Source organism: Oscillibacter sp. MSJ-31, assembly GCF_018918025.1.
Classification (GTDB): Bacteria; Bacillota; Clostridia; order Oscillospirales; family Oscillospiraceae; genus Hominicoprocola.
Genome location: NZ_JAHLPT010000001.1, coordinates 279,364 through 294,046 on the forward strand (window position 1 = coordinate 279,364; position 14,683 = coordinate 294,046).

Genomic DNA, 14,683 nt, shown 5'->3' on the forward strand with positions numbered 1-14,683 from the left:
GGAATTGCAAGAAATACGGCGCATGGTTCGTACACCGCGTGAAAAATGACCGTTCTCCCGTTGGAGAGCGGTCATTTTTTCTGCTGCATCCGGTACTCAGCGGGCTATCGGCAGCGCTTCCGCGTCCTGCGCTGCGCCGCCCTGCATCGCGCGGCGTGCGGAGGAAAGCATCAGCTTGATGCGGTTGAGCTGATTGACCTCGCTCGCGCCGGGGTCGTAGTCCACGGCAACGATGTTCGCCCACGGGTACGACTTGCGCAGCGCCTTGATGACGCCCTTGCCGACCACATGGTTCGGCATGCACGCGAACGGCTGGATGCAGACGATGTTCGGCGTGCCGGAGGTGAGCAGCTCCGCCATTTCGCCGGTGAGGAACCAGCCCTCGCCGTACTGATTGCCGATGGCGAGGAACGGCTCGGCGAGCTTGGCAACATCCTCAATGGGCATGGGGGCCTCAAAGCGGCGGCTTTTCTCCAGCGCCTCGAGCGCGGGCGCACGGAGACGGCGGAGCATCTCCACGCCGGCCTTGGCGACCACGGAATCCTTCCACGAGGTGCCGAGGTTCTTATGGCGGAAGTCGCGCCCGTAAATGCTGTAGTTGAAGAAGTCCAGCAGGTCAGGCACGACGGCCTCGGCCCCCTCGGCCTCCAGCAGCTCGACCAGATGGTTGTTCGCGAGCGGCATATACTTCACCAGGATCTCGCCCACGATGCCGACGCGCGGCTTGTGCAGCGTCTCGTCGATGGGCAGCGCGTCAAAGTCCGCCACGATGCCGCGGCAGACGTCGGCATAGCGCCACTTCGTTTTGGGGTTCACGAGCGAATCGACGCAGATCTCCTTCCACTCCTGATGGATCGCCTCGGCGCTGCCCTTTTCCAGCTCATAGGGGCGCACATGATAGAGGCAGCGCATGAAGAGGTCGCCGTAGACCAGCGCGTGGACCGCATCCATGATGAGGCCCTTGGAGAGCGTGAAGCCCTCGTTCTTCTCCATGCCGTTGAGATTGACGGAGACGACCGGAATGTGGCCGTAGCCCGCCTTTTCCAGCGCGCGGCGGATGAAGCCGACGTAGTTGCTCGCGCGGCAGCAGCCGCCCGTCTGCGTCATCATGAGGGCAAGGTGATCGGTGTCGTAGCGGCCCGAGGTCACCGCCTCCATGAGCTGGCCGACCACCGTGATGGACGGGAAGCAGGCGTCGTTGTTGACGTACTTGAGCCCCATGTCGATGGCCTTTCGGTCGTCGTTCTTGAGCAGCACCACGTTGTAGCCGTGCTTGGCGAACACCGGCTCGAGAACATCAAAGTGAATGGGGCTCATCTGGGGCGCGAGCAGCGTCCACTTCTCGTCGCGCATTTTCTTCGTGAAGGCCGCGCGGTGGTAGGCCGCGCTCTGCGGGTGCGCGTAAATGCCCTTCTCGCGCCGGATGCTCATGGCGGCGAGCAGGCTGCGGATGCGGATACGCACCGCGCCGAGGTTGTTGACCTCGTCGATCTTGAGAACAGTGTAGAGCTTGTTGCTGCCCTCGAGAATTTCGGAGACCTGGTCGGTGGTCACCGCGTCAAGACCGCAGCCGAACGAGTTGAGCTGAATCAGCTCGAGATCGTCGCACCGGCGCACGAATTCCGCCGCCGTGTAGAGGCGGGAGTGGTATACCCACTGGTCGTTCGCACGCAGCGGGCGCTCGGGGGTGAAGTCGATGGGCAGGCTGTCCTCGGTCAGCACGTCAAGGCCGTAGGAGGCGATCAGCTCAGGGATGCCGTGGTTGATCTCAGGATCAAGATGGTAGGGCCGCCCCGCGAGAACGACGCCGCAGCGTCCCTCCTGCCGCATTTTTTTGAGCACCCGCGCGCCCTCGGCGCGAATATCCTCCTTGGCCCTTTGCTGCTCGGCCCAGGCAAGGGAAACCGCCTGCCGCGTTTCCTTCTCCGGTATTCCACACTGCTCGCGGCAGAAGCGCGCCATGCGGTCGGCGACCGTCTTCTCGCTCGTGAAGGCAAGGAAGGGCTTGAGATACTCCACCTCGCCGTCGGCGGCCGCCTCCACGTTGTTCTTCAGATTCTCGGGGTAGGACACCACGATGGGGCAGTTGAAATGATTCTGCGCGTCCGGCGTTTCCTGATGCTCGAAGAACACGCAGGGATGGAAGATGGTATGCACACCCTCGTCGATGAGCCATTGCACATGGCCGTGGGCGAGCTTCGCGGGATAGCACTCGGACTCGGACGGAATGGACTCCATGCCGCGCTCGTAGAGCCTGCGGTCACTCAGCGGCGAGAGGAGCACGCGGAAGCCGAGCGCCTTAAAGAAGGTCGCCCAGAAGGGGTAATTCTCGTACATATTCAGCACACGCGGGATGCCGAGCTCACCGCGCGGCGCAGCCTCGGCCGCAAGCGGCGGATAGCGGAACAGCCGCTCGCGCTTGTAGGCGAAAAGGTCCGCGCCCTTTTCGTGCGCGTCCGTATTGCCCGCGCCCTTCTCGCAGCGGTTGCCGGTGGTGTAGCGTCGCCCGCCGGGGAAGCGCGTGACCGTCAGCATACAGCGGTTGGAGCATCCGCCGCAGCGCAGCGTCTGCGTCTTGTACTCCAGCGTTTCGATCTCCGTGAGCGGAAGCATCGCGGTCTCCTTCCCATGGTAGTGGCTGCGGGCGATCAGCGCCGCGCCGAACGCCCCCATGAGTCCCGAAATATCGGGACAGACTGCCTCCGCGCCGGAGATCCTCTCAAACGCGCGCAGCACAGCCTTGTTGTAGAAGGTGCCGCCCTGCACGACAACGTGCGCGCCAAGCTCGCTCGGGTCGGCGAGCTTGATGACCTTATAGAGCGCGTTTTTGATGACGGAATAGGCAAGACCCGCCGAAATATCCGGCACGCCCGCGCCCTCCTTCTGCGCCTGCTTGACGTTGGAGTTCATGAACACCGTGCAGCGCGTGCCGAGATCGACCGGGTGCGGCGCGAACAGCGCTTCCTTGGCAAAGCCCTCGGCGCTATAGCCGAGCGAGGCTGCAAAGTTCTCGATGAACGAGCCGCAGCCGGACGAGCACGCCTCGTTGAGCAGCACATTGTCCACGCTACCGTTGTGCAGCTTGATGCATTTCATGTCCTGCCCGCCAATGTCCAGCACACAGTCCACCTGCGGATCGAAGAAGGCCGCGGCGGTGCAGTGAGCGATGGTCTCGACCTCGCCCTCGTCGAGCGAGAAGGCTGCCTTCAGCAGCGCCTCGCCGTAGCCGGTCGAGCACTCGCGCAGGATGTGCGCACCCTCCGGCAACTCGCGCGCGAGCGCGGAGACGGCGCGCTTCGCCGTCTCGATGGGGCTGCCCTGATTGTTCGCGTAGTACGACCACAGCAGCTCGCCGCGTTCGCCGATGAGCGCGAGCTTTGTCGTGGTCGAGCCGGCGTCCACGCCGAGGAAGCAGCCGCCCGTATAGCTCGCCAGGTCTCCCTTCTCCACCACCGCCCGCGCGTGGCGCGCGCAGAAAGCGTCATAGTCCCCCTGCGAGGCAAACAGCGCCGGCAGGCGGTGGAGCTCGAAGGCCATCTCCACGCCGCTCGTGAGCCGGTCAATGAGCGAGGCAATGGGCAGCGCCTCACACGCCGTTTCGTCGAGCGCCGCACCCATCGCGGCGAAAAGGTGCGAGTTCGGCGGGTCGATGGCGGTCTCGTCCGTGAGCTTCAGCGTGCGAATGAACGCCGCCTTGAGCTGCGGCAGGAAGTGCAGCGGTCCGCCGAGGAACGCGATGTGGCCGCGAATCGGCTTGCCGCAGGCAAGGCCCGAGATGGTCTGGTTGACGACTGCCTGAAAGATGGAGGCGGCAAGGTCCGCCTTGGTCGCCCCCTCGTTGATGAGGGGCTGGATGTCCGTCTTGGCAAACACACCGCAGCGCGCGGCGATGGGATAGATCTGCTGATACTTCTCCGCCTCGCGGTCAAGGCCCGCGGCGTCGGTCTGCAAAAGCGCCGCCATCTGGTCGATGAACGAGCCGGTGCCGCCGGCGCAGACGCCGTTCATGCGCTCCTCAAGCGTCGTACCGAAGTAGATGATCTTCGCGTCCTCGCCGCCGAGCTCGATGGCCACATCGGTCTGCGGAGCCTCGCGCCGCAGCGCGTCCGCGACAGCCACGACCTCCTGCACGAATGGGATACCGAGCGCCTTGGCGAGATTGATGGCGCCCGAGCCGGTGATTTTCGCCCGCAGGGCACAGTCCCCCACCTGCTCGCGTGCCTCGCGTAGAAGCGCCGAAAGCGCCTCCTGCGTGTGCGCGCAATGCCGCCGGTACTCGCCGAAGAGCAACTTTCCCTCCTCGTCCAGAAGGACGAGCTTCACGGTGGTGGAGCCAATGTCGATGCCTGCGCGATATGTATTCATGAAAGGACCTCTTTCTGCCGGAAAATTGTCTGTGCGAATGCAACGTATGGATCGGTAATTCCAGTATAGTTTTCTCAAAAGCAAAGTGAAAGTTAAGAAATAAGAGCAGAAAGTTAAGAAGCTGTAAAAAACGGCATTGCACGCCGCTCCTGCGGAATGCAATGCCGTTCTCGTTTTTTCTCTTTGCGCGCCTGCGTCAGAACGCCAAAATACGGCGGATCGCCTCGCCCACGCCGTTGTGGTCGTTGTCCTCTGTGATCAGATCGCACTGCGCTTTGATATCCGCCTGTGCATTGCCCATCGCAATGGACAGGCCCACGTCATGCAGCATCGCGCGGTCGTTATCGGAGTCGCCGATGCCGACAGTCTGCGCCATCGGGATATGCAGATAGTCCGCAAGTGCCTTCAGGCCGCTGCCCTTCGTGACGCCCTGCGCCGTCATCTCCAATGTAGTCTCCTCCGGCATTGCAAAGGACAAGGGAAGTGTCCTGAGCTCCTCATAACACGCATGGCAATCCTCCGATGAGCGGAAGTAAATGTTCACCTTGCCGATGGATGTAAGATGCCGTGCCTCCTCGGCCATATCGGCGACCTTGCGTGTGATCCTCTCAAACATAGGCTGATAGATCCCCGCGTGAAAGTCCTTCATATGCGTTACATCGTCTGCGGCAACAATGGTCTCGTCGTCCGTGAGGATATGCGGCATCGCGCGATACCGTTTTGCAGTCTCCGCCAACGCAGCAGCCAGTTCCGATCTGACCGGGCGGCGGTCGATGCAGCGTTTTTCCACGCGGTCATAGACAAGCGCGCCCGTGCTGCACACAGCGTAGCGCATCATCGGCACCATATCAAAATACAGCTTCAGCTCTGGCACGGCGCGGCCCGTGCAGTACACCACATGAATGCCGCGCTCGCTTGCCGCGCGGATATCGCGCACAGTGTCCGGGGCAATGGTCTTGTCCGATGTCAGGAGCGTTCCGTCCATATCCAACGCAATGATGCGGTAATTCTTTCTCTCCATGCATGACCCTTTCTTCAAATTCAGAAGGTCTCCCCTGCGCCTCCGCGGGAAGACCTTCCTTTTATCGTTTGAGATGCCCGGCAAGGGCGGTGATAAGCGCGTCCTTGCCCTCGCCCTTCTCGGCGGAAAACGGCACGAGCACATCGTCCGGCCCGAGGTCAAGCGTCTCGCGGATGAGCGCGAGGTTCGGCTCGATCTCGCTCCTTTTGAGCTTGTCGAGCTTGTTCGCCACGACCACCATCGGGCAGCCGCTTCCCCGGAACCACTCGCGCATCGTCACGTCGTCCGCTGTCGGCTTGTGGCGGGCATCGACGATCAGCACGCCGAGGTCAATAAGCCCCGCGCTCTGGAAGTAGTTCTCCATCAGGCGGCCCCAGCGGTCGCGCTCGGCCTTGGAGACCTTCGCGTAGCCGTAGCCGGGCAGATCGACGAGGTAGAGCCTGCCGTCGATCTTGAAGTAGTTGATCTGCGTCGTTTTGCCGGGACTCGCGCCGACGCGGGCAAAATTTTTGCGGTTCACCACGCGGTTGATGACGCTCGATTTGCCGACGTTCGAGCGTCCCGCGAACGCGACCTGCGGCAGTCCGTCATGGACGAACTGCGCGGGCACGGTCGCGCTCAGGATAAATTCCGCCTTGTTGAAGTTGATCGCCATAAGGGGTCACTCCGCTTCTGTTGATTTTCAGACCCGCAGCGCGGGCAGCTTGCCGCCCTCCGCAGCGCCCGGCAGCACGGTGTCGAGCCGCGCGGCGGAAGCCGCCTTGGGATAGACCAGCGCTTCGGCGAACACGGCGTCCACCGTCTCCACCGGCACAAAGCGCAGCTTTGCGCGCACGTTCGGGTCGATCTCGTCGAGGTCCTTTTCATTCTCCTTCGGAAGGATGACGGTGCGGATGCCGGCGCGCAGCGCGCCCATGGTCTTCTCCCGCAGCCCGCCGATGGGCATGACGCGCCCGCGCAGCGTGACCTCGCCGGTCATGGCAACATCGTGGCGCACCGCGCGGTCCGTCAGCGCCGAGAGCAGTGCCGTCGTGATGGCGATGCCCGCGCTCGGCCCATCCTTGGGGACCGCCCCCTCGGGGAAGTGGATGTGAATATCCTTCGTCTTATAGAAGTCCGTCGGAATGCCCAGCTCCGCCGCGCGCTGGCGCAGGCAGGACATAGCGGCCTTGCAGCTCTCCTGCATGACCTCGCCGAGGTTGCCGGTCAGCTCCAGCTTGCCGCTGCCGTCCATCACGCCGACCTCGACCGGAAGGATCTCGCCGCCGACCTGCGTCCACGCAAGACCGTTGACCACGCCGACCAGATCGGTCTTTGCCGCCTCGTCGCGCGTATAGCGCGGTGTGCCGAGATAGCTTTCCACATTCTCTGCCGTAATGGAAATGCGCTTTACATCCGTGGTGGCAAAAGCCATTGCCGCCTTGCGGCAAAGCCGGCCGAGCTCACGCTCCAGACTGCGTACACCGCTCTCGCGCGTGTAGCGCGCGATGACCGTCCGCAGCGCCCCCTCGTCCACGCGCAGCGCGGCGGGCGCAATGCCGTTCGCCTTCTTCTGCTTGGGCAGCAGATAGTCCACGGCGATATGTAGCTTCTCCTCGTCCGTGTAGCTGGGAAGCTCGATGACCTCCATGCGGTCAAGCAGCGGGCGGGGAATGGTCTCGGTCGTGTTGGCGGTCATGAGGAACATGACGCGGCTGAGATCGACCGGGATTTCGAGATAGTGGTCGCGGAAGGCGCTGTTCTGCTCGCTGTCGAGCACCTCGAGCAGCGCCGACGCGGGATCACCGCGCTGGTCGCTCGCGAGCTTGTCCACCTCGTCGAGCACGAGCAGCGGATTCATCGAGCCGCTGCGGGAGATGGCCTCGATGATGCGGCCGGGCATCGCGCCGATGTAGGTCTTGCGGTGACCGCGGATGTCCGCCTCGTCCCGCACGCCGCCGAGCGACAGCCGCGCGACCTTGCGGTTCATCGCCTTGGCGATGCTCAGCGCGATGGACGTCTTGCCCACGCCCGGCGGGCCGACAAGGCAGATGATCTGCCCTCTGGCGTCGGGATTGAGCCTGCGCACGGCAATGAACTCCAGAATACGCTCCTTGACCTTCTCCAGGCCGTAGTGGTCGCGGTCAAGACGGCGGCGCGCCGTTTCCACGCTCACGCGCTCCTTTGTCTCCACGCCCCACGGCATATCGAGCACGGTGTCGAGATAGTTGCGCAGCACGCTGGCCTCCGCGCTGCCGAACGGCTGACGCGACAGGCGATCCACGTCCTTGAGGAGCTTTTTCTCCGTTTCCTCCGGCAGGCGGCAGGCACAGATCCTTGTGCGGTATTCGTCGAACTCCGCGTCGCTGTCTCCCTCGCCCAGCTCATTCTGCAGCACCTTGACCTGCTCGCGCAGGATCATGTCCTTTTGGATCTGACCGACGCGCTCGCGCACCTTGCTTTCAATGTCCTGCTCCATCGCAATGACGCTGATCTCGCGCTTGAGGATCTCGTTCACACGGCGCAGACGCATCAGCGGGCGCAGCTCCTCAAGCACAGACTGCTTATCCTGATAGCGCAGATTGCTGTTCTGCGCGATGAAATCAGCGAGAAAGCCCGGGTCGGTCGCGTCCATGACCGTGGTGAAGATGCTCTCGGGCTGCTTGGGCAGCAGCTCGCTGTACTCGCCGAAGAGCGCGTAGGTCTGGCGCAGCATCGCCTCGGTGCGCGTGCCGTGCCGCGGCGACTTTTCCTCGCCGATCAGCTCGACCTGCGCCTGCAGAAACGGCTCGCGCTGCCACAGGCGGCGCAGCCGCGCACGGCTGCCGCCCTCCATGACGACGCGCATCATGGAGTTCGACGCGCGCAGGATCTGAATGACGCGCGCGACGGTGCCGACCTCGTAGAGGTCCTTTTCCTCCGGCAGCTCAACGCCCAGCTCGCGCTGCGTGACAAGGAATATCTCCTGCCCCGTCTCCATCGCGCGCTCCAGCGCGCGCACGGAGATCTCGCGCTCCACGTCAAAGCTCGCGGTCATGCGGGGAAAGACCGTGAGTCCGCGCAGCGCAAGGGCCGGGATGTTTTTGGTGATGGTTTCCATAGGGTCTCCTTACGTCAGGAGGCCGGCTCGACCGGCGGCAGCTCCGCCGCGGGCTTTCCCTCCTGCAATGCTTCTTTTCTGTGTCCGAGCTGCGGCGGCTCCTTGCCGTCCACGCAGTCACGGGTGATGGTCACGCGGTCGATCGTGCGGTCAGACGGAATGTCATACATCACCTTGGTGAGCAGGCCCTCCATCACCGCGCGCAGGCCGCGCGCGCCGATCTTGCGCTCGATGGCCTTGTCGGCGATCTCCTCAAGCGCGTCGTGATCGAACACGAGCTCCGCGCCGTCGTAGCTCAGGAGCTTCTGATACTGCTTGACCAAGGCGTTCTTCGGCTCGGTCAGGATGCGCACCAGATCGTCGCGCCGCAGCTCGTCGAGCGCGGCGATGACCGGCAGACGGCCCACCAGCTCGGGAATGATGCCGAACTTGAGGATGTCGTGCGGCTGCACCTCGCGCAGGATCTTTGCGTGATCCTTCTCTTTTCTGCCCTCGATGACCGCGTCAAAGCCGATGCTCTTGCGGTCCAGACGGCTCTCGATGATCTTGTCCAGTCCCTCGAACGCGCCGCCGCAGATAAAGAGAATGTTGCGCGTGTCGATCTGAATGAACTCCTGGTGCGGATGCTTGCGTCCGCCCTGCGGCGGAACGTTCGCGACCGTGCCCTCGACGATCTTCAGCAGCGCCTGCTGCACGCCCTCGCCGGAGACGTCGCGCGTAATGGAGGTATTCTCGCTCTTGCGGGCGATCTTGTCGATCTCGTCAACGTAGATGATGCCGCGCTCGGCGAGCTCCACGTCGTAATCCGCCGCCTGCAGAAGACGCAGGAGGATATTCTCCACATCGTCGCCGACGTATCCCGCCTCGGTGAGCGTGGTCGCGTCCGCGATGGCGAACGGCACCTTGAGGATGCGGGCGAGCGTCTGGGCAAAGAGCGTCTTGCCGCTGCCGGTGGGACCGAGCAGCAGGATGTTGCTCTTTTGCAGCTCCACGTCGTCTCCGCCGCCGAAGAAGATGCGCTTATAGTGGTTGTAGACCGCCACGCTCAGCGCGACCTTGGCCTCGTCCTGTCCGATCACATACTGGTCGAGCACGGCGCGGATCTCGTGCGGGGTGGGGATCTCATCGGGCGTATCGAACTCGTGCTGCTCGGCCTCATAGCCATCCTCCACGATCTCCATGCACAGCCGCACGCACTCGTCGCAGATGCGCACGCCGGCGGGGCCCTGGATCATGCGGTGCGTTTCCTTCTCCGACTTGCCGCAGAACGAGCAGCGGAGAAGCTGCTTCTTGCTTTTTTCTTCACTCATTCGTGTAATGACCTTTCCCTTTACAGGTATTGATTACCGCTTGTAGATGACCTTGTCGATCAGGCCGTACTCCTTGGCCTCCTCCGCCGTCATCCAGTTGTCGCGCTCGGAGTCCGACTTGATCTGCTCGGGCGTCTTGCCGGTGTTGTCGGCAAGGATCTTATTGATGCGCTGCTTGATCTTGAGGAAGTGCTCCACGTCGATCTCCATATCGGTGACCTTGCCCTGCGTGCCGGCGGAGGGCTGATGGATCATGACCTCCGCGTTAGGCAGCGCGATGCGCTTGCCCTTCGCGCCGCAGGAGAGCAGGAACGCGCCCATGCTCGCTGCCATGCCGACGCAGATGGTTGAAACGTCGCACTTGATATACTGCATGGTGTCATAGATCGCCATGCCGGCGGTCACGCTGCCGCCGGGCGAGTTGATATAAAGCTGGATATCCTTGTCGGGGTCCTGCGCCTCAAGATAGAGGAGCTGGGCGACGACGAGGCTCGCGGTGGTGTCGTTGACCTCCTCGCCGAGGAAAATGATGCGGTCGTTGAGCAGGCGGGAGAAAATGTCATAGGACCGCTCGCCGCGGCTGGTCTGCTCGACAACATAAGGGACTAAGCTCATAGGGTTACCTCCTTGGTGTCCGTTCAAAATGTTCATACCCTGTTCAAATTTCCGGTATGTATGCAATCAACCACAAATGCTCCTCATTTGTGGTTGATTGGCTGTCTCTATTTATGCCTGTTTACTTTTTTCTGCTGAAGTATAACCGGTTTCCGGCTCATTCAGCCTTCTCGGCGGCCTTCTTCGCAGTCTTCCTGGCGGGCTTCTTTTCTTCCTCGCCCTCGGCAGCCTTCTTGGTCGTCTTCTTGGCGGCGGGCTTCTTTTCCTCTTCGCCCTCAGCGGCCTTCTTCGCGGTCTTCTTGGCAGGCTTCTTCTCTTCCTCGCCCTCGGTCTTTTCGGCCTTGGCGGGTTTCTCCGCCTTGGCGCTGTCAACGACCACGGCAATGGCCTTCTCGTTCAGGAGCTGATTGCGGACGGTGGGCGCGTCGAGATACTTTTTGAGCATATCAAGCTCCATACCGTACTGCTCGGCCATGGACTTGTACTTCTCCTCGATCTCCTCGTCGGTGACGTCGAGGTTCTCCGCCTTGATGATGGCGGCGATGGCAAGGTCCATCTTGACCTGACGGACGGCGGGCTCGCGGCCGTCCTCCATGAACTTGGCCTCGTCCATGCCGGTCATCTTGCAGTACTGGTCGTAGGGGATGCCCTGCGCCTGCAGACGCTGCTTGAACTCGTCGAGGAAGCGGCGGCACTGCTCTTCGATCATGACCTCGGGGATATCGGCCTTGATGTCGCCGGCGACCTTCTCAAGCAGAGCGTTCTCAAAGGCGATCTTGGCGGACTGCTCACGCTCGGCCGTGATCTTGGCCTTGGTGTCGTCCTTGAGCTCCTTGAGCGTCTCAAACTCGGAAACGTCCTTGGCGAACTCATCGTCGAGCACCGGGGTCTGCTTTTCCTTGACCTCGTTGACCTTGACGTGGAACACGACCTGCTTGCCGGCGAGATCCTTGGTGTAGTTCTCGGGGAAGGTGATGTCGATGTCCTTCTCCTCACCGGCCTTCATGCCGATGATCTGATCCTCAAAGCCGGGAACGAAGCTGCCCGAGCCGATCTCCAGCTCGTGGTTCTCGCCCTTGCCGCCCTCGAAGGCAACGCCGTTGTCAAAGCCCTCGAAGTCGATGACGGCGGTATCGCCCTTCTTAACCTTGCGGTCGACGGAAACGAGGCGGGCCTCACGCTCGGCCATCTGGTTCAGGCGCTCCTTGACGTCGTCCGCCGTGACCTTGACCTCTTCCTTCACAGCGCTCACGCCCTTGTACTGGCCCAGCTCGACCTCGGGATAGACCGCGACGGTCGCCTTGAAGGTGAAGCCGTCCTTGCCGATCTGATCGTCCACGATCTCGACCTCGGGGTAGCCGACCACATCGAGGCCGCTGGAGCCGATGGCCTGTGTATATGCTTCGGGGAGCGCGGCATCCACAGCGTCGCTGTAGAACACGCCCTCGCCGTAGAGCTTTTCGATCATTTTGCGGGGCGCCTTGCCGGGACGGAAGCCGGGCACGCTGATCTTATTGCGCATCTTGAGATACGCCTTCTGAACGGCGGCTTCAAACTCCTCGGCAGTCACTTCGACGGTGACGGCGACCTGGCTCTTTTCGAGCTTTTCAACAGACTTGACATTCATGTTTCTTTTTCCTCCGTATTAAGCAAATGATGCTCATTGCAAAGCGGTATTTTACCATAGGTTTTGGAAAATATCTACCCTTTTTTTATCATTTTTCCTTTAATCGCAGATTTTTTTTGGGACGAAGCCCAGATAATCCGCGGAAACGAGGGCATAGTCGGTCTCTCCGCGCCGTCCCTCAAAGGCGCGGCGGTGCGTGGGGCCGTGCAGATGTCCGTAATAGCAGCGCTCGGCGCGATAGCGGTCGATGAGTTCGAGCAGCTCCGGACACCGGTAGCCCTGGTAGAGCGGCGGATAGTGCAGGAAGCAGAGGATGGGCCGCTCCCCCGCCGCCTTGAATGAGGCCTCCAGCCGCAGCGCCTCGCGCGCAAGCATCTTACCCGTGTGCGTGCCGGCGGCGTCCTCCTCATAAAACCAGCCGCGCGTGCCGCAGAGGGCATAGTCCCCGTAGAAGAAGCAGTTGTTGAACAAAATGTCAATGCTTTCGATGCCGTGCGCCTCGAAAAATTTCTTCATTTTCGTGGCGGTGCCCCACCAGTAGTCATGGTTTCCCTTCAGAATGATCTTGCGCCCGGGCAGCGCGTCGATGAACTGAAAGTCCGGCAGCGACTCCTCGAGCGAGATCCCCCAAGAGAGGTCGCCCGCAAGCACCGTCACGTCGTCCGCCGTCAGGTGCGAAAAGGACTCACGCAGGCGCTCAACGTGGTTCGCCCACTTATCGCCGAAAATATCCATCGGCTTGCTCCCGCCGAGCGAGAGGTGCAGATCGCCGATCGTATAGAGCGCCATAGCCGCCCCCTTTCCTGCCGATCACTCAAATGCGTTCTCAATGTACTCGATGCGCGGCGGCGTTTCGTCGTCGTAGACCTCCGCCACGTCAAAGCGGGCGAAGAGGTCGGGATCGTGCCGCGTCATGTAAAAGGCCGCCGTGGTGCGGATACGCCGCTGCTTGGCAGCGGTGACAAAATCGCGCGGCAGGCCGAAGCGCCGGTCGCTGCGCAGCTTGACCTCCACAAAGCAGAGAATATCGCCCCGCCGGGCGATGAGGTCGATCTCGCCGAAGCGGCAGCGGAACTGCGAGGCAAGGAGCTCATAGCCGTTTTCGCGCAGATACTCCGCGGCCATCGCTTCGCCGCGGTCGCCGGCTTCTCTGGTCGTGCTCATGGTCTCCCCGCCTCCCACTTTTTGAGAAAAGTCTTTCGGTGACAGGGACATGGACCGTACTCGTCGAGCATGGCGTAGTGCAGCTTGGTTCCATAGCCCTTGTGCCTTGCAAATTGATACTGCGGATATTGCTTGTCCAGCACGTCGGTCACAAAGCGGTCACGGCTGACCTTGGCTAAGATCGACGCCGCGGCGATGCTCATGCTCACACTGTCGCCGCCGACGACCGTGCGGTGCGGCGTGGAGACAGCGTATTTCGTCCCATGATCGCGGTTGCCGTCGATGAGGGCAAAGTCCGCCTCGATGCCCAGGCCGTCGATGGCAAGCTGCATCGCCTTCATGCGGGCGTTCAAAATGTCGATCTCGTCGATCTCCCGCGCGTCCACGGACGCGACGCTGTAAGCGACCGCCCTTTCGCGGATGATGTCAAACAGCGCCTCGCGCTTTTTCTCGCTGAGCTTCTTCGAGTCATCCAGCCCCTCGATGACGCAGCCCTCCGGCAGGATCACCGCGGCGGCGTACACCGGCCCCATCAGAGGACCCGCGCCCGCCTCGTCCGCGCCGCAGACATGGGCATACCCCTCTGCGCGGGCGGCGGCTTCCAGCTCATAGCTTGCGAGCGAAATATGCTTGCTCATGCGTTCTCCTCCGGCAGCTCAAGTGTAAAGCGTCCCAGCTTGCCGGCGCGGTATTCGTCGAGCAAAATGCGCGCCATGCGCTCGGTGTTCACCTCGCCGCCGGACATGAGGAAGCCGCGCTTGCGGCCTGCCTTCTCCAGCAGCTCCCAGCCCGGCTCTCCCGGCTCGACGGCGATCTTGTAGCGCTCGGTCAGCGCGTCTGGATAATGCGCACCGAGGTACGCCATCAGGCGGGAGGCCAGATCCTCCATATCCATCACGTCGTCGCGGATGGCGCCGGTAAACCCGAGGCGCACGCCCACGTTCGGGTCCTCGAATTTCGGCCAGAGGATGCCCGGGGTATCGAGCAGCTCCAGCGTCTTGTCTACCGGCACCCACTGCTTGCCGCGCGTCACGCCGGGGCGGTCCTCCGCCTTGGCGGTCTTTCGGCCGGAGACCTTGTTGATGAAGGTCGATTTGCCGACGTTCGGGATGCCGAGCACCATCACGCGCAGTACGCGCCCGATCTGCCCCTTTTCCTCGTAGGCGCGGAGCTTGTCCGCAAGCAGCGTGCGCACGGCGGGCGCAAACTGCTTCACACCCGCGCCGGACTTGGCGTCGACCTCCAGCACCGCGTAGCCCTGCGCGCGGAACCATGCCGCCCACTGCTTCGTCGCCTTGGGGTCCGCCTGATCGACGCGGTTGAGCACCACGATGCGCGGCTTGCCCGCGGTCAGCTCGTCGAGGTCGGGGTTGCGGCTCGCGCGAGGGATGCGCGCGTCGATGATCTCGCACACCGCGTCCATGCTGCCGATCTCGGAGGCGACCATGCGGCGCGTTTTTGTCATGTGTCCGGGGAACCAGCTCAGACTTTCCAGTTGCATG

Annotated in this window: 11 protein-coding genes; all 11 read right to left on the bottom strand. The window is 62.4% G+C overall.

What is annotated here, in order from left to right:
• Nucleotides 1-96: 96 nt before the first annotated feature.
• The gene (locus KQI17_RS01260) at nucleotides 97-4,365 is read right to left on the bottom strand and encodes a 2-hydroxyacyl-CoA dehydratase (RefSeq protein WP_216494396.1); all 4,269 of its coding nucleotides are present in this window, start codon (nucleotides 4,363-4,365) and stop codon (nucleotides 97-99) included.
• Between the two features lie 196 nt (nucleotides 4,366-4,561).
• Nucleotides 4,562-5,386, bottom strand: coding sequence for a Cof-type HAD-IIB family hydrolase (locus tag KQI17_RS01265; protein ID WP_216494398.1), 825 nt, complete (start codon nucleotides 5,384-5,386; stop codon nucleotides 4,562-4,564).
• 61 nt (nucleotides 5,387-5,447) lie between these two features.
• Nucleotides 5,448-6,041, bottom strand: coding sequence for a ribosome biogenesis GTP-binding protein YihA/YsxC (gene yihA / locus KQI17_RS01270; protein ID WP_216494400.1), 594 nt, complete (start codon nucleotides 6,039-6,041; stop codon nucleotides 5,448-5,450).
• Between the two features lie 27 nt (nucleotides 6,042-6,068).
• Nucleotides 6,069-8,465 (bottom strand): endopeptidase La, encoded by a 2,397-nt coding sequence (lon, locus tag KQI17_RS01275; RefSeq protein ID WP_216494402.1) that lies wholly within the window; start codon nucleotides 8,463-8,465, stop codon nucleotides 6,069-6,071.
• Between the two features lie 14 nt (nucleotides 8,466-8,479).
• On the bottom strand, nucleotides 8,480-9,775 hold the full coding sequence (gene clpX / locus KQI17_RS01280; RefSeq protein ID WP_216494403.1) for an ATP-dependent Clp protease ATP-binding subunit ClpX: 1,296 nt from the start codon (nucleotides 9,773-9,775) through the stop codon (nucleotides 8,480-8,482).
• A gap of 33 nt (nucleotides 9,776-9,808) precedes the next feature.
• A complete protein-coding gene (clpP, locus tag KQI17_RS01285) occupies nucleotides 9,809-10,390 on the bottom strand; it encodes an ATP-dependent Clp endopeptidase proteolytic subunit ClpP (RefSeq protein ID WP_022019369.1) in 582 nt (193 codons plus the stop codon).
• Between the two features lie 157 nt (nucleotides 10,391-10,547).
• Nucleotides 10,548-12,017 (bottom strand): trigger factor, encoded by a 1,470-nt coding sequence (gene tig / locus KQI17_RS01290; RefSeq protein ID WP_216494404.1) that lies wholly within the window; start codon nucleotides 12,015-12,017, stop codon nucleotides 10,548-10,550.
• Between the two features lie 99 nt (nucleotides 12,018-12,116).
• Nucleotides 12,117-12,806, bottom strand: coding sequence for a metallophosphoesterase (locus KQI17_RS01295; RefSeq protein WP_216494405.1), 690 nt, complete (start codon nucleotides 12,804-12,806; stop codon nucleotides 12,117-12,119).
• A gap of 21 nt (nucleotides 12,807-12,827) precedes the next feature.
• On the bottom strand, nucleotides 12,828-13,181 hold the full coding sequence (locus KQI17_RS01300) for a YraN family protein (protein WP_216494406.1): 354 nt from the start codon (nucleotides 13,179-13,181) through the stop codon (nucleotides 12,828-12,830).
• Nucleotides 13,178-13,819, bottom strand: coding sequence for a ribonuclease HII (locus KQI17_RS01305; RefSeq protein WP_216494407.1), 642 nt, complete (start codon nucleotides 13,817-13,819; stop codon nucleotides 13,178-13,180). Before KQI17_RS01305 ends, KQI17_RS01300 begins: the two co-directional genes overlap by 4 nt.
• Complete coding sequence (ylqF, locus tag KQI17_RS01310; RefSeq protein WP_216494409.1) at nucleotides 13,816-14,682, bottom strand: ribosome biogenesis GTPase YlqF; 867 nt, start codon at nucleotides 14,680-14,682, stop codon at nucleotides 13,816-13,818. Before ylqF ends, KQI17_RS01305 begins: the two co-directional genes overlap by 4 nt.
• Between the last annotated feature and the right edge of the window lies 1 nt (nucleotide 14,683).

Excerpts from the sequence above, each read along its gene's own strand:
- KQI17_RS01305 (WP_216494407.1), bottom strand. The coding sequence starts at position 13,819 with ATGAGCAAGCATATTTCGCTCGCAAGCTATGAGCTGGAAGCCGCCGCC.
- yihA (WP_216494400.1), bottom strand. The coding sequence starts at position 6,041 with ATGGCGATCAACTTCAACAAGGCGGAATTTATCCTGAGCGCGACCGTG.
- clpP (WP_022019369.1), bottom strand. The coding sequence starts at position 10,390 with ATGAGCTTAGTCCCTTATGTTGTCGAGCAGACCAGCCGCGGCGAGCGG.
- KQI17_RS01295 (WP_216494405.1), bottom strand. The coding sequence starts at position 12,806 with ATGGCGCTCTATACGATCGGCGATCTGCACCTCTCGCTCGGCGGGAGC.
- KQI17_RS01300 (WP_216494406.1), bottom strand. The coding sequence starts at position 13,181 with ATGAGCACGACCAGAGAAGCCGGCGACCGCGGCGAAGCGATGGCCGCG.
- KQI17_RS01260 (WP_216494396.1), bottom strand. The coding sequence starts at position 4,365 with ATGAATACATATCGCGCAGGCATCGACATTGGCTCCACCACCGTGAAG.
- tig (WP_216494404.1), bottom strand. The coding sequence starts at position 12,017 with ATGAATGTCAAGTCTGTTGAAAAGCTCGAAAAGAGCCAGGTCGCCGTC.
- lon (WP_216494402.1), bottom strand. The coding sequence starts at position 8,465 with ATGGAAACCATCACCAAAAACATCCCGGCCCTTGCGCTGCGCGGACTC.
- KQI17_RS01265 (WP_216494398.1), bottom strand. The coding sequence starts at position 5,386 with ATGGAGAGAAAGAATTACCGCATCATTGCGTTGGATATGGACGGAACG.
- ylqF (WP_216494409.1), bottom strand. The coding sequence starts at position 14,682 with ATGCAACTGGAAAGTCTGAGCTGGTTCCCCGGACACATGACAAAAACG.
- clpX (WP_216494403.1), bottom strand. The coding sequence starts at position 9,775 with ATGAGTGAAGAAAAAAGCAAGAAGCAGCTTCTCCGCTGCTCGTTCTGC.